The sequence below is a fragment of the Pantoea sp. X-Soil-MYKO-1289 genome, assembly GCF_059730625.1.
The window spans coordinates 3,175,987-3,194,219 of record NZ_AP036004.1; the positions used below are offsets into that span (position 1 = coordinate 3,175,987).

Sequence of the window (18,233 nt, forward strand, 5' to 3'; positions counted from 1 at the left end):
CGTTCAGAGAGCGCAAGCGCCTTTTTTAAAGTTTTGTGTCGTTCGTCTGATTAATGCGCAAAACGCACGTTTTTAGCGCTTTTTAATCGCCTGAGGCAGCTCGGCGAGACTATTAAGCACCCAGTCTGCGGCCGCTTCCCCTTCCGCCGTGATGGTTTTGCCGCTGCGCACCAGCACGTTTGTGCCTACGCCCGCCGCTTTGCCCGCCAGCACATCTTCCATTTTGTCACCCACCATATAAGAAGCCGCCATATCGATATCGAGATGCTTCTGCGCTGAAAGCAGCATGCCAGGATGCGGCTTGCGGCAGTCGCACGCCTGACGATAGGCTTCCACCGGCGCGTCCGGCAGATGCGGACAGAAATAGATGCCGTCGAGATCGACGTCGCGGTCCGCCAGCGACCAGTCCATCCATTCAGTCAGCTGCATGAACTGGTCTTCGCTGAACATGCCGCGAGCGATGCCGGACTGATTGGTGATCAGCACCAGCGCGAATCCCATCTTCTTCAGCTCCTGCAACGCCTCGATGGCGCCGTCGATAAACTGGAAGTTGTCGATTTCATGGACATAGCCGTGATCCACGTTCAAGGTGCCATCACGATCGAGAAATACCGCCGGGACTTTATTCGCCACTGAGAAACTCCTGCTACTAAAGATGCTACTAAAATTGCCGCCTAGTATTGCATGATTGCAATAAAAGAGAGAATGGCAGATGAGATGACTTTGATTGATTTAGACGTCTGGATGCCTTACCATCCGTTCAGCTTTCGCACGGGAGATCGGCGCGAAAGGTTCCACACCACGGATAACGCAAGACGATAATAAATAACCTAATGATTAAACTTGAAAATATTACCAAAGTGTTCCAGCAAGGCTCACGCACCATTCAGGCGCTCTCTGACGTCAGCCTGCATGTGCCTGCGGGACAGATTTATGGCGTTATCGGCTCGTCCGGCGCCGGTAAAAGCACCCTTATCCGCTGCGTTAACCTGCTGGAGCGCCCGACGTCAGGCCGCGTGCTGGTCGACGGCCAGGAGTTAACCGCCCTGAGCGAACGTCAGCTGACTCAGGCGCGCCGTCAAATCGGCATGATCTTCCAGCACTTTAACTTAATGAATTCGCGTACCGTCTTCGGCAACGTGGCGCTGCCGCTTGAGCTGGGCAGCCTGTCGCGCGATGCGATTAAACAGCGCGTGACGGAACTGCTGGAGCTGGTCGGCCTGGCCGATAAGCATGACGCCTGGCCCGCCAACCTCTCGGGCGGACAGAAACAGCGCGTCGCCATCGCCCGCGCGCTGGCCAGCAATCCTAAAGTGCTGCTGTGCGACGAAGCCACCAGCGCGCTCGATCCCGCCACTACCCGCTCTATCCTCGAGCTGCTGAAAGATATCAACCGTCGCCTTGGCCTGACCATTCTGCTGATTACGCACGAGATGGACGTGGTGAAGCGCATCTGCGATCAGGTCGCGGTAATCAGCCAGGGCGAGCTGATTGAAAAAGACAGCGTCAGCGAAGTCTTCTCTCATCCGAAAACGCCGCTGGCGCAGCAGTTTATCCAGTCGACGCTGCACCTCGATATCCCGGAGGATTATCAGCAGCGCATGGTGTCGCAGCCTGCTGCCGAGCGCGTGCCGCTGCTGCGGCTTGAGTTCACCGGCAAGTCGGTCGACGCGCCGCTGCTCTCTGAAGCCGCGCGCCGCTTCAACGTCAATAACAACATTATCAGCGCGCAGATGGATTACGCCGGCGGCGTGAAGTTCGGCATTATGCTGGCCGAAATGGACGGCGCGGAGAGCGACGCCAACACCGCTATTGCGTGGCTGCAGGAAAATCATGTGAAAGTAGAGGTACTGGGTTATGTCTGAGGCGATGATGGCTTTACTGGCGCGCGGCGTCTGGGAAACGCTGATGATGACCTTTGTCTCTGGCTTCTTTGGCTTCGTGCTGGGTTTGCCGGTCGGCGTGCTGCTCTACGTCACCCGTCCGGGACAGATTCGGGAAAACCGGACGCTCTATCGCATCCTCTCTGCGCTGGTGAATATTTTCCGTTCTATTCCCTTTATTATTCTGCTGGTCTGGATGATTCCCTTTACTCGCGCCATCGTCGGCACCTCTATCGGCCTGCAGGCGGCTATCGTGCCGCTGACCGTCGGCGCCGCGCCTTTTATCGCCCGTATGGTCGAGAACGCGCTGCTTGAGCTGCCGACCGGACTGATCGAAGCGTCGCGCGCCATGGGCGCCACGCCGCTGCAAATCGTGCGCAAGGTGCTGCTGCCGGAAGCGCTGCCGGGCCTGGTGAACGCCGCGACCATCACGCTGATCACGCTGGTCGGCTACTCCGCCATGGGCGGCGCCGTCGGCGCTGGCGGGCTGGGGCAGATTGGCTATCAGTACGGCTATATCGGCTATAACGCGACGGTGATGAATACGGTGCTCGTGTTACTGGTCGTTCTGGTGTATTTAATTCAGTTTTGTGGCGACCGCATCGTGCGTGCCGTGTCCCATAAATAAGTCAGCAATATCATTACGTCTCCATTAAGGAAGAGATATGACTTTTACATTAAAAAAGATTGCCGCTGTGGGTGCACTGATTGGCGCGATTGCGCTGGCAGGATGCGATCAGAAAGCCAAAGATCCTAACCACATCAAAGTGGGCGTGATCGTCGGCGCAGAGCAGCAGGTCGCCGAAGCGGCGCAGAAAGTCGCGAAGGATAAATATGGCCTCGACGTCGAGCTGGTGACCTTTAACGACTACGTGCTGCCGAATGAAGCGCTGAGCAAAGGCGATATCGACGTCAACGCCTTCCAGCATAAACCTTATCTGGATCAGCAGATCAAAGATCGCGGCTACAAGCTGGTGCCGGTCGGCAACTCTTTCGTTTATCCGATCGCTGGCTACTCGAAAAAAATCAAATCGCTGGACGAGCTGCAAAACGGCGCGCAGGTCGCTATCCCTAACGACCCGACCAACCTCGGCCGTTCTCTGCTGCTGCTGCAGAAAGTGGGCCTGATCAAGCTGAAGGATGGCGTCGGCCTGCTGCCGACCTCGCTGGATATCGTCGAGAACCCGAAAAACCTGAAGATTGTCGAGCTGGAAGCGCCGCAGCTGCCGCGTTCGCTGGATGACCAGCAGATCGCGCTGGCGGTGATCAACACCACCTACGCCAGCCAGATCGGCCTGACGCCGGCCAAAGACGGCATCTTCGTCGAAGATAAAGATTCGCCGTACGTGAACCTGATCGTCAGCCGCGAAGATAACAAAGACGCTGAAAACGTGAAAAAATTCGTTCAGGCCTATCAGTCTGACGAAGTCGCAGAAGCCGCGAACAAGATCTTTAACGGCGGCGCAGTGAAAGGCTGGTAATCTCTTTCCTGACACTTCTGACCAGGGCGGCGCTTAGCCGCCCTTTCTTTTGCGCCGCATCCGGCGCGACTTGTTATTTCGCCTGGTCCTTGTTTCAATAACGCCACTTTTTACAACCTTGAGGATGTTGCCATGCGTTTATTACCGCTCTGCTTGTTAGCATTGATGCTGACCGGGTGCGTTCACGAATACCACCCGATAAGCAGCGCACCCGCTCATTCGCAGCCATCCCGCGAGCCCGCGCGCAAGCCCGCGCCGCGCCCCGCGCCGGTCAAAGTCTATACCGACGCCGCCGATCTGGTCAGCAAGCCGTTCCGCGATCTGGGCGAAGTCGCCGGCGATGACTGCCAGAGCAGCCGCCAGGATTCGCCGCCGAATATCGCCACCGCGCGCAAACGTCTGCAGATTAAAGCCTCTTACCTGAAAGCCAATGCCGTTCTGCTGCATAAGTGTGAGATCGTCAGCAGCACGCCGGGCTGCTATCGTCAGGCGATCTGCCAGGGCTCCGCGCTGAAAGTGAATCAATGAGCGCTTTCGCCTTCGAGCAGATCGGCGTGATCCGTTCGCCGTGGAAAGAGAAATTCGCCGTGCCGCGCCAGCCTGGCCTGGTGCAGGACGGTCACGGCGAGCTGCATCTGATGGCGCCCTATAACCAGCCGGAGGCGGTACGCGGCCTGGAGAGTTTCAGCCATCTCTGGGTGCTGTTCGTGTTTCATCAGACCATGGCAGGCGGCTGGCGGCCCACGGTGCGCCCGCCGCGCCTGGGCGGCAACGCCCGCATGGGCGTGTTCGCGACGCGCTCGACCTTTCGCCCGAACCCTGTCGGCATGTCGCTGGTTGAGCTGAAAGCGATACGCTGCGAGAAGAATCAGGTGATCCTGCAGCTCGGCAGCCTGGATCTGGTAGACGGCACGCCGGTCGTGGATATCAAGCCCTACCTCCCCTTCGCCGAGGCGCTGCCGCAGGCGCGGGCCGGTTTCGCGCAGGAAGCGCCCGCGGCCGATATGCCGGTGCGCTTCTCGCCGCAGGCGGAACAGCAGCTGGCGCAGCAGCAGCAGCGCTATCCCCATCTGGCGCGTTTTATCCGCGACGTGCTGGCGCAGGATCCGCGTCCCGCCTACCGCAAAGGCGAAGCGCAGTCGCGCGAATATGCCGTCTGGCTGCTCGATTTCAATGTGCGCTGGCGCGTCGATGAAACCGGCACCGAGGTGACCGGCATCGACCCGCGCGAAAACGCGCTTTTGAGCCCGTGATCTCGCTGGTACACTAGCCGCCAACAAAACTTTTGTCAGTGACTCTCCGTTCAACTGGAACCTTAATCAATGCGTACTACTCAATATTTGCTCTCCACCCTTAAGGAGACGCCCTCCGACGCGGAAGTGATCAGCCACCAGCTGATGCTGCGCGCCGGGATGATCCGCAAACTGGCTTCAGGTCTCTACACCTGGCTGCCGACCGGTTTACGCGTGCTGAAAAAAGTCGAAAACATCGTGCGCGAAGAGATGAACAACGCGGGCGCGATTGAGATCTCTATGCCGGTGGTTCAGCCTGCCGATTTGTGGCAGGAGAGCGGTCGCTGGGAACAGTACGGCCCGGAACTGCTGCGCGTGGCCGATCGCCACGAGCGCCCGTTCGTGCTCGGTCCGACGCATGAAGAAGTGATCACCGATCTGATCCGCAACGAGCTTAGCTCCTATAAGCAGCTGCCGCTCAACCTCTATCAGATCCAGACCAAGTTCCGCGATGAAGTGCGTCCGCGCTTTGGCGTGATGCGCTCGCGCGAGTTCATCATGAAAGACGCTTACTCCTTCCACACCTCGCAGGAGTCGCTGCAGGAAACCTACGACGCCATGTACCGCGCCTACAGCAACAGCTTTAGCCGTATGGGCCTCGACTTCCGCGCGGTTCAGGCGGATACCGGTTCTATCGGCGGCAGCGCGTCGCACGAATTCCAGGTGCTGGCGCAGAGCGGCGAAGATGATGTGATCTTCTCAACCGACTCGGACTACGCCGCCAATATCGAAATGGCCGAAGCGGTGGCGCCGGCTGGCGATCGCCCGCAGCCGACTCAGGCGCTGGCGCAGATTGATACGCCGAACGCGAAAACCATCGCCGAGCTGGTGGAACAGTTCCAGCTGCCGATTGAGAAAACCGTGAAGACGCTGATGGTGAAAGCCAGCGAAGAGAGCGGCCATACGCTGGTTGCGCTGCTGGTGCGCGGCGATCACGAGCTGAACGAGATTAAAGCGGAGAAACTCGACATCGTCGCCTCGCCGCTGACGTTCGCCACCGAAGAAGAGATCCGCGCCGCAGTGGGCGCAGGTCCAGGCTCGCTTGGCCCTGTGGGTCTGGCGATGCCGGTTATCGCCGATCGCAGCGTCGACAAGATGAGCGACTTCAGCGCCGGCGCCAATGTCGACGGCAAACACTATGTCGGCATTAACTGGGAGCGCGATCTGCCGCAGGCGATCGTGGCCGATATCCGCAACGTGGTGGAAGGCGATCCGAGCCCGGACGGCAAAGGCACGCTGCAGATCAAACGCGGCATCGAAGTCGGCCATATTTTCCAGCTCGGCACCAAATACTCGGAAGCGATGAAAGCGGCGGTTCAGGGCGAAGATGGCCGCAATCAGGTGCTGACCATGGGCTGCTACGGTATCGGCATTACGCGCGTCGTCGCGGCGGCGATCGAGCAGAACCACGACGAGCGCGGCATTATCTGGCCTGCGGCGCTGGCGCCGTTCGACGTTGCGATTCTGCCGATGAATATGCACAAATCTTTCCGCGTGAAAGAGCTGGCGGAAGAGCTTTACCACACCCTGCGCGCCAAAGGCGTTGAGGTGATCCTCGACGACCGTAAAGAGCGTCCAGGCGTGATGTTCGCCGATATGGAGCTGATTGGCGTGCCGCACACCATCGTTATCGGCGACCGCAATCTCGACAACGAAGAGATTGAGTACAAAGCGCGCCGCGCCGGCGAGAAAGAGATGATCAAGCAGAGCGACATCGTTGACTTCCTGCTGAAAGCGCTTAACAAGTAAGTTCCTTCCCGCCCCCGTTTTCGGGGGCGTTTCTTTACAGCACCTTTCCCCGCATCGCTTTGGTCGAACTGCGCCGCGCTTTCCCGTCCAGCCGCCGCTCTTTCGACGCGCGCGTCGGCCGCGTAGCGCGCCGCGCCTTCTCTACCCGCGTCAGCTCCTGAATCAAATTGACCAGCCTCTGTACCGCCGCCTCGCGGTTCATCTCCTGGCTGCGATACTCCTGCGCTTTGATAATCACCATGCCTTCCGGCGTAATCAGATGGTGTTTGGCCGCCAGCATGCGCTGTTTGTAAAACGGCGGCAGCGAGGATGCGGCGATATCGAAACGCAGATGAATCGCGGTGCTGGTTTTATTCACATGCTGCCCGCCCGCGCCCTGGGCGCGAATGGCGCTTAGCTCGACTTCGCCGTCGGGCAGCTCGACCGTACGTGAAACTTTAATCATCTGTCACCTGAGACAGGATTGCCTCGTTTAACCTGTTCATCAACTTAACCTTTTGTGCTTGCTGTTTATGGCGCGTAGCCAGCGGATTCTGTCACTTTAGCCGCTTTCGACGCTACGATCCTGCTTTGCTCTGGCTGAAATCCTGGAAATGCCTGTGATATAGTTCCTCAGGCAACCAGAGTATTCTTGCTCTGCTGAGGAGGTGAAAGTGCAAAAATATTGTGAATTGGTTCGTCAGAAGTATGCCGAGATCGGCAGCGGCGAACTGGGATATGTGCCCGATGCGATCGGATGCGTTTTAAAGGCACTCGATGATATTGCCGCAAATTCTGCGCTAAACTCTTCTGTCAGGGAACAGGCAGCTTATGCCGCCGCAAACTTACTGGTGAGCGACTATGTTGACGAATGAAGCTTATAGACCCATCAACTGCGATGATTACGACAACCTGGAACTCGCCTGCACGAAACGCTGGACGCTTGAGCTGACCCTGAAAAACGGGGAAGCGCTGAAGGCGAAAGCGACGGATATGGTTTCACGTAAAAACGTCGAATACCTCTCTATCGATCTCTCCGGCGAAACGCGCGAGTTGCGCCTCGATCACATCGCCAGCTTCAGCCATCCTGAGCTGGGCACCGTTGTCGTCAGCGAAGAGTAACGACAGCGCCTCGGGCGGGATATTCCCGCCCCCTTCCCTAAGGTTTCAACGACCCATAGTAAGCCGACAGATCCGCCATATCCTCATCGCTTAATCCCGCCACAAACGCCTTCATGACCTCCGCCTGCCCGCCGCTGCGCTCGCCCTTTTTATAGGCCTGCAGCGCATGGTTGAGGTAAGCGGCGTTCTGTCCCGCAAGGTTGGGATAGAGCGGCATGCTGCTTTTTCCCTGCGCGCCATGGCAGGCGGCGCAGGCGGCCGACTTCTGCGCCCCCGCGTTGACGTCGCCGTCGGCCAGTGCAGGCAGCGACGCCGCCAGCAGCAAGGCGGCCAGTAATCTCTTCATGGTTGCTCTCCAGCGCTCTCGTGATTTTTCCAGATCGCCTGCCAGCCGCTGTCGTCGACGGCGGCGCCTTCCCGGGTGACGAACAGACCGGGCGCGCAGACAAGCGTCTGATTGTAATATATCAGCGGAATACGTTCGCGCTGCCACGGCGGGATCGCCAGCTCCTGCCACAGCTTTTTGATTTCGCGGCCGCCGGCGCGGCCCGCCAGATGAAAATAGCCCTGCGCATGAAAACGTACGCTCACCTCTTCGTCCGCCTCGGGCTGACGCAGCGCCGAGGGTGCGCGGTGGGCATGCAGCGCGCCGAGCCGCTGCGGCAGCATCAGCGGCGCGCGGCGATCGGGCCAGGGCAGCTGCCGATCCTTTAGCGACGCGCAGCGCGGCACCCAGTAGAGCCGATCGCGATAGCGGCGCGCCTCCGCCTCGCCAAAGCGTAAACGCGGCTGCGCATCTTCACGGCTCAGCATCACCTCCTGACGCAGACGCGTCAGCGCGGCGCGCGACACCATCGGCGCGCCCTGACGGGCGATCCAGCGTCGCAGCAGCGCGTTGGCGCGCGTCTCGCTCATCTGTAACAGCGGCGGGAAATGCAGGCTGCCGTCTGGATGCAGCAGATCGGCCAGCTGCTCCGCCAGCAGTTCGTCCAGCAGCTGCTCCTGCTCGCCGCACAGCGCCGCGCTGCGCGCGCACGCGGCGGCGAAGTGCGGCCAGCGCGCCTGCAGCGTCGGCAGCAGATGCTGGCGCAGGAAATTGCGATCGTAGCGCGCATCCTGATTGCTTTCATCTTCGATCCAGCGCAGCTGATGCTGCTGCGCGTAGGCTTCAAGCTGCTGGCGCGACTGCGCGAGCAGCGGACGCAGCAGCACGCGGCCGTGGCGCTGATGCCGCACCGGCATCGCCGCCAGCCCGGCCGGTCCGCTGCCGCGCTTCAGCGCCAGCAGCAGCGTCTCGCACTGGTCATCGAGATGCTGCGCGGTCAGCAGCCACTCATCAGGCTGCATCGCCGTGGTCAGCGCCTGATAGCGCGCCGCGCGCGCCGCGCCCTCAACGCCCTGCTCGCGCGCGTCGACCTGCACGCGCAGCACCTCGCAGCCAAGCTGCCAGGCTTCGCAGATCGCCACGCAGTGCGCCGCCCAGCTGTCGGCGTTGGGACTTAATCCGTGGTGGACATGCAGCGCGCGCAGGCGCGCTTGCGGGTGCGTCTGTTGCCAGCTGACCAGCTGATGCAGCAGCACGGTGGAGTCGAGACCGCCGCTAAACGCTACCACCAGCGCGGCATCGTCAGGCAACAGCGAAGCGAGATGAGACAAAGGCATGACGCGTTCCAGAATCAGGGCCGCCGGATGCGGCCCTTGCGCGCGCTATTTTACGCCTGATAAAGCTCCAGCGGCAAACCATCCGGATCGGCAAAGAAGGTGCACTGCTTGCCGGTCAGATCGTCGATGCGGATCGGTTCGCATACCACGCCTTTTTCCGCCAGCGCCGCGACCGCCGCGCCGACGTCCGGCACGGTAAAGGCCAGATGACGCAGGCCGCAGGCTTCAGGATGACTGACGCGCGCCGGCGGCGAAGGAAAGGAGAAAAGCTCAATGGTGTACTGGCCGTTCAGCGCCAGATCGCCTTTCCACGAATCGCGCGCTTCGCGGTAAACCTCGCCCATCAGGCTGAAGCCCAGCACATCGCAGTAAAAGGCCTTACTGCGCGCATAATCGGTGGCGATGATGGCGATATGGTGAACAGATGATAACTGCAACATGAAAAGACTCCCTGACTGTTTTGCCTATCCTGAGACGTGCGGCGGCGGCTTGCAATGCGCAATTGTCTGAAGCCGCTGCCTTTTTCCGTTATTTCAGTACCCGAACGCGATAATCGCCCTCTTCCGTCAGCGTCGCGCCGTGAATGTCGGTCTCAAAGCCGGGATAGTGACGGCCGATAGTGCAGAGCATCAGCAGGAAGTCGAGCACCGCGCGGCTCTCCTCGGTGATCATCTCCCCAGGCATCACCAGCGGCACGCCTGGCGGATAGGGCAGGATCATATTGGCGGAGACGCGTCCCACCAGCTGCTTCAGATCCACCGTCTCGACTCTGCCCTGCACCTGCTGCTGGAACGCCTGATACGGCGTCATCTTCATTTCCGGCAGCACGTCGAACGCCTTGAGCATCAGCCGCGGCAGATCGTGCTGGCGGATCAGCTGATGGATCCCCTGCGCCAGCGTCTGGATGCGCATATTGCGGTAAAAGTCGGGATCTTCGGCGTAGAGATCCGGCAGCATATTTTTCACCCGGAGGTTGAGATCGTAGGCGCGCTTGAACTCGGTCAGACCGCGCAGCACGCTCATCGCCCGGGTCTTGTCGATACCGATGCTGAAGAGAAACAGCAGGTTATAGGGCCCGGTTTTCTCTACCACGATGCCGCGCTCGTCGAGGAATTTCGCCACCAGCGCCGCCGGAATCCCCTCTTCCGCCATCTCGCCCAGCTCGCTCATGCCGGGCGTCAGAATGGTGACCTTGATGGGATCGAGATACATATGGTCGGCGTCCGCCTGGGTAAAGCCGTGCCACTCTTCTTCGCCCGGCTGGATCGGCCAGCACGCCGCTTCATCGACATGCTCTGGCTGCCAGATATCGAAGAACCAGCTGTCGGACTCCTCGCGCAGACGCTGGATCTCCCGGCGAAAATGGAGCGCGCGCTCGACCGAGCGATTGATCAGCCGCTTGCCGGGATTGCCGCGCAGCATCGCCGCCGCCGTTTCAATCGACGACACAATCGCATAGTTAGGCGATGTGGTGGTGTGCATCATGTAGGCTTCGTTGAAGGTGTGCTCGTCGTAGTCGCCTTTAATATGGATCAGCGACGCCTGCGAGAAGGCCGCCAGCAGCTTGTGGGTCGACTGGGTCTCATAGATCACTTTGCCCGGCGTACGCTCGCCGCTCATGCCGCTTTTGCCGGCATAGATAGGGTGGAAGTTGGTATAGGGCACCCAGGCGGAATCGAAATGGATCGAGGGTACCTCCAGCGTCTCCTTGATGTACTGGGTGTTATAGAGCAGGCCGTCATAGGTGGAGTTGGTGATCACGGCGTGCACCGGCCAGCTGGCGCGCGCGGTATTCGCCACCTTCTCCTCAATGCTGGCGCGGGTGAACTCCCGCTTAGGGATGCCGCCGAGAATGCCCAGCGCGTTGCGCGTCGGCTTGAGCCAGATCGGCACAATATCGCTCATCATCAGCAGATGCGTCAGCGACTTATGGCAGTTGCGGTCGATCAATACCGTGCTGCCGGTTGGCGCCGCATACATGCCGACGATTTTATTCGAGGTCGAGGTGCCGTTGGTCACCATGTAGCTCTGCTCAGCGCCGAAGGTTCTGGCGATGTACTCTTCAGCCTCCAGGTGCGGGCCGGTATGATCGAGCAGCGAACCAAGCTCGGTCACCGAGATAGAGATATCCGCCTTCAGCGTATTGGCGCCGAAGAAGTCGTAAAAGAGGCTGCCGACCGGGCTTTTTTGAAAAGCGGTGCCGCCCATATGGCCAGGCGTACAGAAGGTGTACTTTCCCTCTTTCACATAGGTGAACAGCGCTTTGGTCAGCGGCGGGGTAATCTGGTCGATATAGTCGTCGGTGTACTGGCGGATATGCAGCGCGATATCGTCCGCGGCGCTCAGCGCATATTCAAAGAAGTGCAGCGCCATGCGCATCTCGTTGATGCTGACATCCATCTGCGAATGGGTGTTGATAAAGGCGTAGAGCGGCAGATGTTCATTGAGCTGATTGATATCGGCGCAGAGCGCCGGACTGTTGTGCGCGTCCCAGTCAAAGATCACGCCGCAGATGCGCGGGTTGTGCTCTATCAGCTTCAGCAGGTCGTCGATGTTCGTCGGATAAATCAGCTGAAAGCCCTGCTGCGTCAGGGCGGTGTTCAGCTCGCGCAGCGGCTCGTCTTTGTAGAACATGCCGTGTGAACCCATGATCGCCAGAATATTCAATGCGCACCTCCCTTTTAATGTGGCAGGGCTAATCATAGCCAAGAGTGGCGGTCGGGCGCTGTCGGAATGCTCTACTCTGTTGCCAATCGGCAAATAAGAGACATAAAAAAAGCGGACCGGAGTCCGCTTTTTCACCGCTGTACGCCCTTAAGCGTAGCCGTAGCTCATCAGACGCTGATAGCGACGATCGAGCAGCTCTTCGGTGCTCAGGGTGTCGAGATCGGCCAGATCCGCCAGCAGCTGGTTTTTCAGCGACAGCGCCATATCCACCGGCTGACGATGCGCGCCGCCCAGCGGTTCAGGAATGATCGAGTCGATCAGCTTCAGCTCTTTCAGACGGTTGGCCGTGATGCCCATCGCCTCTGCCGCCAGCGGGGCTTTATCCGCGCTTTTCCACAGAATTGAGGCGCAGCCTTCCGGCGAGATCACCGAATAGGTGCTGTACTGCAGCATATTCACTTTGTCGCCCACGCCGATCGCCAGCGCGCCGCCTGAGCCGCCTTCGCCGATCACGGTGCAGATAACCGGAATTTTCAGACCCGACATTTCGCGCAGGTTGCGGGCGATCGCTTCAGACTGACCGCGCTCTTCCGCTCCCACGCCCGGATAGGCGCCCGGCGTGTCGATAAAGGTGATCAGCGGCATTTTGAAGCGCTCGGCCATCTCCATCAGACGCAGCGCTTTGCGATAGCCTTCCGGCGCCGGCATACCGAAGTTGCGGCGGATTTTCTCTTTGGTTTCGCGACCTTTTTGATGACCAATGATCATGACCGGGCGGCCGTCGAGACGAGCGATACCGCCGACAATCGCTTTGTCGTCGGCGTAGGCGCGATCGCCAGCCAGCTCGTCAAAGTCGTCAAAAGCGTTGCGAACGTAGTCAAGCGTATAAGGGCGCAGCGGATGGCGCGCCAGCTGCGCGACCTGCCATGCGCCCAAATCGGCGAAGATTTTACGGGTCAGCTCGACGCTCTTTTCGCGCAGGCGCTGCACCTCTTCGTCCAGATTAATGTGTTTATCATCCTGACGACCAATCGACGTAAGCGAATCAATTTTCGCTTCAAGTTCCGCGATCGGCTGTTCAAAATCCAGGTAATTAAGACTCATAATGTTCCTGTTTTAGTCAAACTCCAGTTCAACCTGCTCCGACCCTATCAACGAACGCAGTTCGTTGAGCAGGCGATCGCTGGGCGAAATACGCCACGCTGCACCAAAGCGTAGCTTCGCTCGCGCGTCGGCTCTCTGATAGTAGAGATTCACCGGTATCGTCCCCGAGCGATGGGGCTCGAGAGACTGGCGGAGCCGGTTTAATAGCTGGTCATCAATTTGCCTGTCCGTCAGCGAGATAGCAAGTCCGCGCGCGTATTTTTCGCGCGCTTCGTCAATGTCCATGACTTCACGAGCGGTCATTTTAAGGCCGCCGCTGAAGTCATCAAAGCTGACCTGTCCGCTGACGATCAGGATACGGTCTTTCTCCAGCAACTGCTGGTATTTATCTAACGCATCGGTAAATAACATCACCTCAAGACGACCGGAACGATCGTCCAGAGTACAGATACCAATTCGGTTGCCGCGCTTGGTCACCATCACGCGGGCCGCCACCACCAGTCCGGCGGCGACGGTAATTTTACCACGCTCGGTAGGATGCATGTCCTTGAGGCGCATGCCGCCTACATAGCGTTCAATCTCTTTCAGATACTGATTGATCGGATGGCCGGTGAGATAGAGGCCGAGCGTTTCCCGCTCGCCGTCGAGCTGCACCTGTTCCGGCCAGGGCGCCACGCTGGCGTAGGATTTCTCTACCTGCTCCGGCTCTTCCGCCAGCACGCCGAACATGTCGGCCTGGCCGATCGCCTCCGCTTTGGCGTGCTGATCCGCCGCCTTCAGCGCGTCGCCGAGCGAACTCATCAGCGCCGCGCGGTGTGGACCGAGACGATCGAAGGCGCCGGACATGATCAGCTTCTCCATCACGCGGCGGTTGATCTTTTTGGTGTCGGTGCGCGCGCAGAGATCGAACAGCTCGCGGAAATAGCCATCCTGGTTGCGCGCCTCGAGGATCGCCTCGATCGGCCCTTCGCCGACGCCTTTGATCGCGCCGATGCCGTAAACGATCTCGCCGTCGTCGTTGACGTGGAACTGATAGAGACCGGAGTTGATATCGGGCGGCAGCACCTTCAGGCCCATGCGCCAGCACTCGTCCACCAGGCCGACCACCTTCTCGGTGTTATCCATATCGGCGGTCATCACCGCCGCCATAAACTCGGCCGGATAGTGCGCCTTCAGCCACAGCGTCTGATAGGAAACCAGCGCATAGGCGGCGGAGTGCGATTTGTTAAAGCCGTAGCCGGCGAATTTCTCCACCAGGTCGAAAATCTTCATCGACAGCTCGCCGTCGATGCCCATGCGCTCCGCGCCCTCTTTAAACACCGAGCGCTGCTTGGCCATCTCTTCCGGTTTCTTTTTACCCATGGCGCGGCGCAGCATATCCGCGCCGCCCAGGGTATAGCCGGAGAGCACCTGGGCGATCTGCATCACCTGTTCCTGATAGAGGATAATGCCGTAGGTGGGTTCGAGCACCGGCTTCAGGCTTTCATGCTGCCACTGAATATCGGGATAGGAGATCGCCTCGCGCCCGTGCTTACGGTCGATAAAGTTATCCACCATGCCCGACTGCAGCGGACCGGGACGGAACAGCGCCACCAGCGCGATCATATCTTCAAAGCAGTCCGGCTTCAGACGTTTGATCAGGTCTTTCATGCCGCGCGATTCAAGCTGGAACACCGCCGTGGTTTCCGCGCGCTGCAGCATGTCGAAGCTTTTTTTATCCTCCAGCGGGATAGCGGCGATATCGATCGGCGGCAGTCCCTGCTTCTCCCGGCGCGGGTTGATCATCTTCAGCGCCCAGTCGATGATGGTGAGCGTGCGCAGGCCGAGGAAGTCGAACTTCACCAGGCCGGCGTATTCGACGTCATTCTTATCGAACTGCGTGACCGGATGGTTGCCGTTCTCGTCGCAGTAGAGCGGCGCGAAGTCAGTAATCCGCGTCGGGGCGATAACCACGCCGCCGGCGTGCTTGCCGGCGTTGCGCGTGACGCCTTCCAGCTTGCGCGCCATATCGATCAGCGCTTTGACCTCTTCGTCCGCGTCGTACATTTCCGGCAGCTGCGGCTCGACGGCGAAGGCTTTTTCCAGCGTCATGCCGGGATCCGGCGGGATCAGCTTGGAGATGCGATCGACGAAACCATACGGATGCCCCAGCACGCGGCCGACGTCGCGGATAACCGCTTTCGCCGCCATGGTGCCGAAGGTGATGATCTGCGATACCGCTTCGCGCCCGTACATTTCGGCGACGTGATCGATCACCTGGTCGCGCTTCTCCATACAGAAGTCGACGTCGAAGTCAGGCATCGAGACGCGTTCCGGGTTAAGGAAGCGTTCGAACAGCAGGTCGAACTCCAGCGGATCGAGGTCGGTGATCTTCAGCGCGTAGGCGACCAGCGAACCGGCGCCGGAGCCGCGTCCCGGACCAACCGGAATGCCGTTATCTTTCGACCACTGGATAAACTCCATTACGATCAGGAAGTAGCCAGGGAAGCCCATCTGGTTGATAACGTTAAGCTCAATCTCCAGACGCTCGTCATATTCCGGCCGCTTTTCCGCGCGCACGGCCGGATCGGGAAAGAGAAACTCCAGGCGCTCTTCCAGCCCTTCGCGCGACTTCATCACCAGAAAATCTTCGGTGGACATATCGCCGGTCGGGAACTGCGGCAGGAAGTATTCGCCGAGGCGTACCGTGACGTTGCAGCGCTTAGCAATCTCTACGCTGTTTTCCAGCGCTTCCGGGATGTCCGAGAACAGCTCGCACATCTCCTCTTCGCTGCGCATATATTGCTGAGGGCTGTAGTTGCGCGGGCGTTTGGGATCGTCCAGCGTATAGCCGTCGTGGATCGCCACGCGGATTTCATGGGCGTCGAAGTCCTCTTCGTTCAGGAAGCAGACTTCATTGGTGGCGACTACCGGCACCCCTTCAGCGATGGCGAGTTCCACCGCGGCGTGCAGATAGCTCTCCTCGTCGGCGCGTCCGGTGCGCGTCAGTTCGAGGTAGTAGCGATCGGGAAAGTGGGTCTGATAGAAGTCGAGGCACTGCGCCACCAGCGCGCTGTTGCCGCGCAGCAGGCTGCGGCCCACGTCGCCGCAGCGTCCGCCGGAGAGCAGAATCAATCCCTCGCCCAGCTCCGGCAGCCAGTCGCGATCGATAACCGGACCGGCGATGCCGTAGCCGCGCTGGTAGGCGCGCGAGATGAGCAGCGTCAGGTTCTGATAGCCGGTATTGTTGGCGGCCAGCACCGTCAGCTGGGTCAGCTCGTCGCCCATCAGTTCGCTGGCGACTTTGAAATCCGCACCGATAATCGGTTTGATCCCCGCGCCGTGCGCGCTGCCGTAGAAACGCACCAGCCCGCACAGGTTCATGAAGTCCGTGATGGCGAGCGCCGGCATACCGAGCGCAGCCGCCTTTTTGACCAGCGGCCCGGTTTTAGCCAGGCCATCGACCATAGAGTAGTCACTGTGGACACGCAGATGTATAAAACGGGGTTCAGCCATATCGGTTTCCGGTTAAAACAGCGTCAGGCTATTAAAGCGTAGCTGGCTGGCCAGCGGCCAGGACTTCAGCGTCGATCAGGGCGTTGCGCACCGGCGCAAAGCTGCGGCGATGGTGCGGCGTGGCGCCGTGCTGCGTCAGCTTTTCCATATGCAGCGCGGTAGGATAGCCTTTGTGCTGCGCGAAGCCATACTGAGGAAACAGCCGATCCAGCTCCGCCATTTCGCTATCGCGCGACACCTTGGCGATAATCGACGCCGCGCTGATCTCCGCGACCAGGCTATCGCCTTTCACTACCGCCTGTGAAGGCATCGGCAGCGCCGGGCAGCGGTTGCCGTCCACCAGCACGAAATCGGGCGCGATGGCCAGGCCAGCGACCGCGCGCTGCATCGCCAGCATAGTGGCGTGCAGAATATTGAGCCGGTCGATCTCCTCCGGCTCGGCGCGGCCCAGGCTCCACGCCAGCGCTTTTTCTTTAATCTCGTCGAACAGGGCGAGACGGCGCTTTTCCGACAGTTTCTTCGAATCCGCCAGCCCCTGAATCGGGTTGGCCGGATCGAGAATCACCGCCGCCGTGACGACCGCGCCGACCAGCGGACCGCGGCCCACTTCGTCCACGCCCGCAATCAGGCGGGCATTGGGATAGATAAAATCAGCCATTGGCGATCTCCAGTACGGCATCCGCTGCCTGTTCGTCTGCGTTCCAGCGGATCTGCTGATGCAGTTCGGTGAAGGTCGCGAGCAGCGCGTCGCGTTGCGCACCTGCATGCAGCAGCGGCTCGAGCGCCGCCGCCAGCGCGTGCGGTTCGCACTCCTCCTGCAGCAGCTCTTTCACCAGCTCGCGTCCCGCCAGCAGATTGGGCAGCGAGACGTAAGGCGTCTTCACCAGCCGCTTCGCCAGCCAGAAGGTTGAGGGCTTCATACGATAGCCGACCACCATCGGACATTTTGCCAGCATACACTCCAGCGCGGCGGTGCCGGATGCCAGAATCGCGGCGTCGCTCGCAATCATCGCCTCGCGTCCCTGACCGTCCAGCAGATGCATCGGCACTTCGGGAGCGACGTCGGCTTTGATCTGTTCGAACTGGGCGCGACGTTTCGCGTTGACCAGCGGCACCACGATTTCCAGCGCCGGATAGCGTACGCGCAGCAGCTGGGCCGCCCGCAGAAAATCGGCGCTGAGCATCTCGACTTCCGCATGTCGGCTGCCGGGCAGCAGCGCGAGGCAGAGCGCCTCGTCGCTAATGCCTAGCGTGCGGCGTGCGGCAGACTTATCCGGCTGCAGCGGCATCGCATCCGCCATGGTATGGCCGATAAAGCGGCACGGCACGTTGAAGCGATCGTAAAAGGCTTTTTCAAACGGCAGGAAGGCGAGCACCAGATTGGTATTACGACCAATTTTAAATACGCGCTTTTGTCGCCATGCCCAGACCGAGGGGCTGACGTAGTGAATGGTGCGAATGCCGTTGCGCTTCAGCCGCCCTTCCAGCCGGATATTAAAATCGGGCGCATCGATGCCGACGAAGACGTCAGGCTTGAGCTCGGTAAAGCGCTGCGTCAGGTCGCGGCCGATTTTCATCAGGCGCGGCAGACGACCGAGCACTTCCACGATGCCCATCACCGCCAGCTCTTCCATCTCATACCAGGTTTCGCAGCCTTCGGCCTGCATGCGCGGGCCGGCCACGCCGACGAAACGGGCATCGGGATGGCGCGCTTTGAGCGCGCGGATCAGACCGGCGCCAAGAATATCGCCGGAAGTTTCTCCGGCGACCAGGGCTATCGTAAGGGGACGCACTGACAT

Annotated in this window: 18 protein-coding genes; 8 read left to right on the forward strand and 10 right to left on the reverse strand. The window is 59.9% G+C overall.

Features of this window, described 5'->3' with window-relative positions; translation table 11 throughout:
• Positions 1 to 72: 72 nt before the first annotated feature.
• The gene (gene gmhB, locus AC6I7Z_RS15230; protein WP_497814831.1) at positions 73 to 633 is read right to left on the reverse strand and encodes a D-glycero-beta-D-manno-heptose 1,7-bisphosphate 7-phosphatase; all 561 of its coding nucleotides are present in this window, start codon (positions 631 to 633) and stop codon (positions 73 to 75) included.
• Between the two features lie 200 nt (positions 634 to 833).
• On the opposite strand from gmhB, the gene metN reads away from it, so the two are divergent.
• The 6 genes from metN (at position 834) to proS (ending at position 6,405) form a co-directional block, all read left to right on the forward strand.
• Complete coding sequence (gene metN, locus AC6I7Z_RS15235) at positions 834 to 1,865, forward strand: methionine ABC transporter ATP-binding protein MetN (RefSeq protein WP_497814832.1); 1,032 nt, start codon at positions 834 to 836, stop codon at positions 1,863 to 1,865.
• Complete coding sequence (locus tag AC6I7Z_RS15240) at positions 1,858 to 2,511, forward strand: methionine ABC transporter permease MetI (RefSeq protein WP_033749615.1); 654 nt, start codon at positions 1,858 to 1,860, stop codon at positions 2,509 to 2,511. Before metN ends, AC6I7Z_RS15240 begins: the two co-directional genes overlap by 8 nt.
• Before the next feature lie 37 nt (positions 2,512 to 2,548).
• Complete coding sequence (locus tag AC6I7Z_RS15245; protein ID WP_497814833.1) at positions 2,549 to 3,364, forward strand: MetQ/NlpA family lipoprotein; 816 nt, start codon at positions 2,549 to 2,551, stop codon at positions 3,362 to 3,364.
• A 132-nt stretch (positions 3,365 to 3,496) separates the two neighbouring features.
• Positions 3,497 to 3,892 carry an envelope stress sensor lipoprotein RcsF gene (gene rcsF, locus AC6I7Z_RS15250; RefSeq protein ID WP_033749612.1) on the forward strand — a complete coding sequence of 132 codons (396 nt, stop codon included), beginning with the start codon at positions 3,497 to 3,499 and terminating at the stop codon, positions 3,890 to 3,892.
• Entirely contained in the window at positions 3,889 to 4,617 is a 729-nt protein-coding gene (tsaA, locus tag AC6I7Z_RS15255; protein WP_497814834.1) for a tRNA (N6-threonylcarbamoyladenosine(37)-N6)-methyltransferase TrmO, read from the forward strand. The genes rcsF and tsaA overlap by 4 nt, the downstream gene beginning before the upstream one ends.
• A gap of 69 nt (positions 4,618 to 4,686) precedes the next feature.
• Positions 4,687 to 6,405: a proline--tRNA ligase gene (gene proS / locus AC6I7Z_RS15260; RefSeq protein WP_497814835.1), complete on the forward strand. Its 1,719-nt coding sequence runs from the start codon at positions 4,687 to 4,689 to the stop codon at positions 6,403 to 6,405.
• Between the two features lie 34 nt (positions 6,406 to 6,439).
• On the opposite strand, the gene arfB is transcribed toward proS, so the two are convergent.
• Positions 6,440 to 6,850, reverse strand: coding sequence for an alternative ribosome rescue aminoacyl-tRNA hydrolase ArfB (gene arfB, locus AC6I7Z_RS15265; protein WP_497814836.1), 411 nt, complete (start codon positions 6,848 to 6,850; stop codon positions 6,440 to 6,442).
• Between the two features lie 208 nt (positions 6,851 to 7,058).
• Between arfB and AC6I7Z_RS15270 the strand changes: the two genes are divergently transcribed.
• Together AC6I7Z_RS15270 and rof are read left to right on the forward strand one after the other, a co-directional pair.
• Complete coding sequence (locus AC6I7Z_RS15270) at positions 7,059 to 7,259, forward strand: YaeP family protein (RefSeq protein ID WP_033749608.1); 201 nt, start codon at positions 7,059 to 7,061, stop codon at positions 7,257 to 7,259.
• On the forward strand, positions 7,246 to 7,506 hold the full coding sequence (gene rof / locus AC6I7Z_RS15275) for a Rho-binding antiterminator (protein WP_033749607.1): 261 nt from the start codon (positions 7,246 to 7,248) through the stop codon (positions 7,504 to 7,506). The genes AC6I7Z_RS15270 and rof overlap by 14 nt, the downstream gene beginning before the upstream one ends.
• A 37-nt stretch (positions 7,507 to 7,543) precedes the next feature.
• Here the strand turns inward: rof and AC6I7Z_RS15280 are convergent, their stop codons facing one another.
• The 8 genes from AC6I7Z_RS15280 to lpxB form a co-directional block, all read right to left on the reverse strand.
• Positions 7,544 to 7,852: a c-type cytochrome gene (locus AC6I7Z_RS15280; RefSeq protein WP_497814837.1), complete on the reverse strand. Its 309-nt coding sequence runs from the start codon at positions 7,850 to 7,852 to the stop codon at positions 7,544 to 7,546.
• Positions 7,849 to 9,168, reverse strand: coding sequence for a tRNA lysidine(34) synthetase TilS (gene tilS / locus AC6I7Z_RS15285; protein ID WP_497814838.1), 1,320 nt, complete (start codon positions 9,166 to 9,168; stop codon positions 7,849 to 7,851). The genes AC6I7Z_RS15280 and tilS overlap by 4 nt, the downstream gene beginning before the upstream one ends.
• Positions 9,169 to 9,218: 50 nt before the next feature.
• Positions 9,219 to 9,608: a VOC family protein gene (locus tag AC6I7Z_RS15290; protein ID WP_033793578.1), complete on the reverse strand. Its 390-nt coding sequence runs from the start codon at positions 9,606 to 9,608 to the stop codon at positions 9,219 to 9,221.
• An 88-nt stretch (positions 9,609 to 9,696) separates the two neighbouring features.
• On the reverse strand, positions 9,697 to 11,835 hold the full coding sequence (locus AC6I7Z_RS15295; RefSeq protein ID WP_497814839.1) for a lysine decarboxylase LdcC: 2,139 nt from the start codon (positions 11,833 to 11,835) through the stop codon (positions 9,697 to 9,699).
• Positions 11,836 to 11,982: 147 nt separating this feature from the next.
• Positions 11,983 to 12,939, reverse strand: a complete 957-nt coding sequence (gene accA, locus AC6I7Z_RS15300; protein ID WP_033749600.1) for an acetyl-CoA carboxylase carboxyl transferase subunit alpha — start codon at positions 12,937 to 12,939, stop codon at positions 11,983 to 11,985.
• Positions 12,940 to 12,951: 12 nt separating this feature from the next.
• A complete protein-coding gene (dnaE, locus tag AC6I7Z_RS15305; RefSeq protein WP_497814840.1) occupies positions 12,952 to 16,434 on the reverse strand; it encodes a DNA polymerase III subunit alpha in 3,483 nt (1,160 codons plus the stop codon).
• A 31-nt stretch (positions 16,435 to 16,465) separates the two neighbouring features.
• Positions 16,466 to 17,092: a ribonuclease HII gene (gene rnhB / locus AC6I7Z_RS15310; RefSeq protein ID WP_033749598.1), complete on the reverse strand. Its 627-nt coding sequence runs from the start codon at positions 17,090 to 17,092 to the stop codon at positions 16,466 to 16,468.
• Positions 17,085 to 18,233, reverse strand: coding sequence for a lipid-A-disaccharide synthase (lpxB, locus tag AC6I7Z_RS15315; protein ID WP_033749596.1), 1,149 nt, complete (start codon positions 18,231 to 18,233; stop codon positions 17,085 to 17,087). The genes rnhB and lpxB overlap by 8 nt, the downstream gene beginning before the upstream one ends.

Excerpts from the sequence above, each read along its gene's own strand:
- tsaA (WP_497814834.1), top strand. The coding sequence starts at position 3,889 with ATGAGCGCTTTCGCCTTCGAGCAGATCGGCGTGATCCGTTCGCCGTGG.
- proS (WP_497814835.1), top strand. The coding sequence starts at position 4,687 with ATGCGTACTACTCAATATTTGCTCTCCACCCTTAAGGAGACGCCCTCC.
- tilS (WP_497814838.1), bottom strand. The coding sequence starts at position 9,168 with ATGCCTTTGTCTCATCTCGCTTCGCTGTTGCCTGACGATGCCGCGCTG.
- AC6I7Z_RS15240 (WP_033749615.1), top strand. The coding sequence starts at position 1,858 with ATGTCTGAGGCGATGATGGCTTTACTGGCGCGCGGCGTCTGGGAAACG.
- arfB (WP_497814836.1), bottom strand. The coding sequence starts at position 6,850 with ATGATTAAAGTTTCACGTACGGTCGAGCTGCCCGACGGCGAAGTCGAG.
- rnhB (WP_033749598.1), bottom strand. The coding sequence starts at position 17,092 with ATGGCTGATTTTATCTATCCCAATGCCCGCCTGATTGCGGGCGTGGAC.
- AC6I7Z_RS15290 (WP_033793578.1), bottom strand. The coding sequence starts at position 9,608 with ATGTTGCAGTTATCATCTGTTCACCATATCGCCATCATCGCCACCGAT.
- rof (WP_033749607.1), top strand. The coding sequence starts at position 7,246 with ATGTTGACGAATGAAGCTTATAGACCCATCAACTGCGATGATTACGAC.
- rcsF (WP_033749612.1), top strand. The coding sequence starts at position 3,497 with ATGCGTTTATTACCGCTCTGCTTGTTAGCATTGATGCTGACCGGGTGC.
- metN (WP_497814832.1), top strand. The coding sequence starts at position 834 with ATGATTAAACTTGAAAATATTACCAAAGTGTTCCAGCAAGGCTCACGC.
- accA (WP_033749600.1), bottom strand. The coding sequence starts at position 12,939 with ATGAGTCTTAATTACCTGGATTTTGAACAGCCGATCGCGGAACTTGAA.
- lpxB (WP_033749596.1), bottom strand. The coding sequence starts at position 18,233 with ATGTCAGTGCGTCCCCTTACGATAGCCCTGGTCGCCGGAGAAACTTCC.
- AC6I7Z_RS15280 (WP_497814837.1), bottom strand. The coding sequence starts at position 7,852 with ATGAAGAGATTACTGGCCGCCTTGCTGCTGGCGGCGTCGCTGCCTGCA.
- AC6I7Z_RS15245 (WP_497814833.1), top strand. The coding sequence starts at position 2,549 with ATGACTTTTACATTAAAAAAGATTGCCGCTGTGGGTGCACTGATTGGC.
- dnaE (WP_497814840.1), bottom strand. The coding sequence starts at position 16,434 with ATGGCTGAACCCCGTTTTATACATCTGCGTGTCCACAGTGACTACTCT.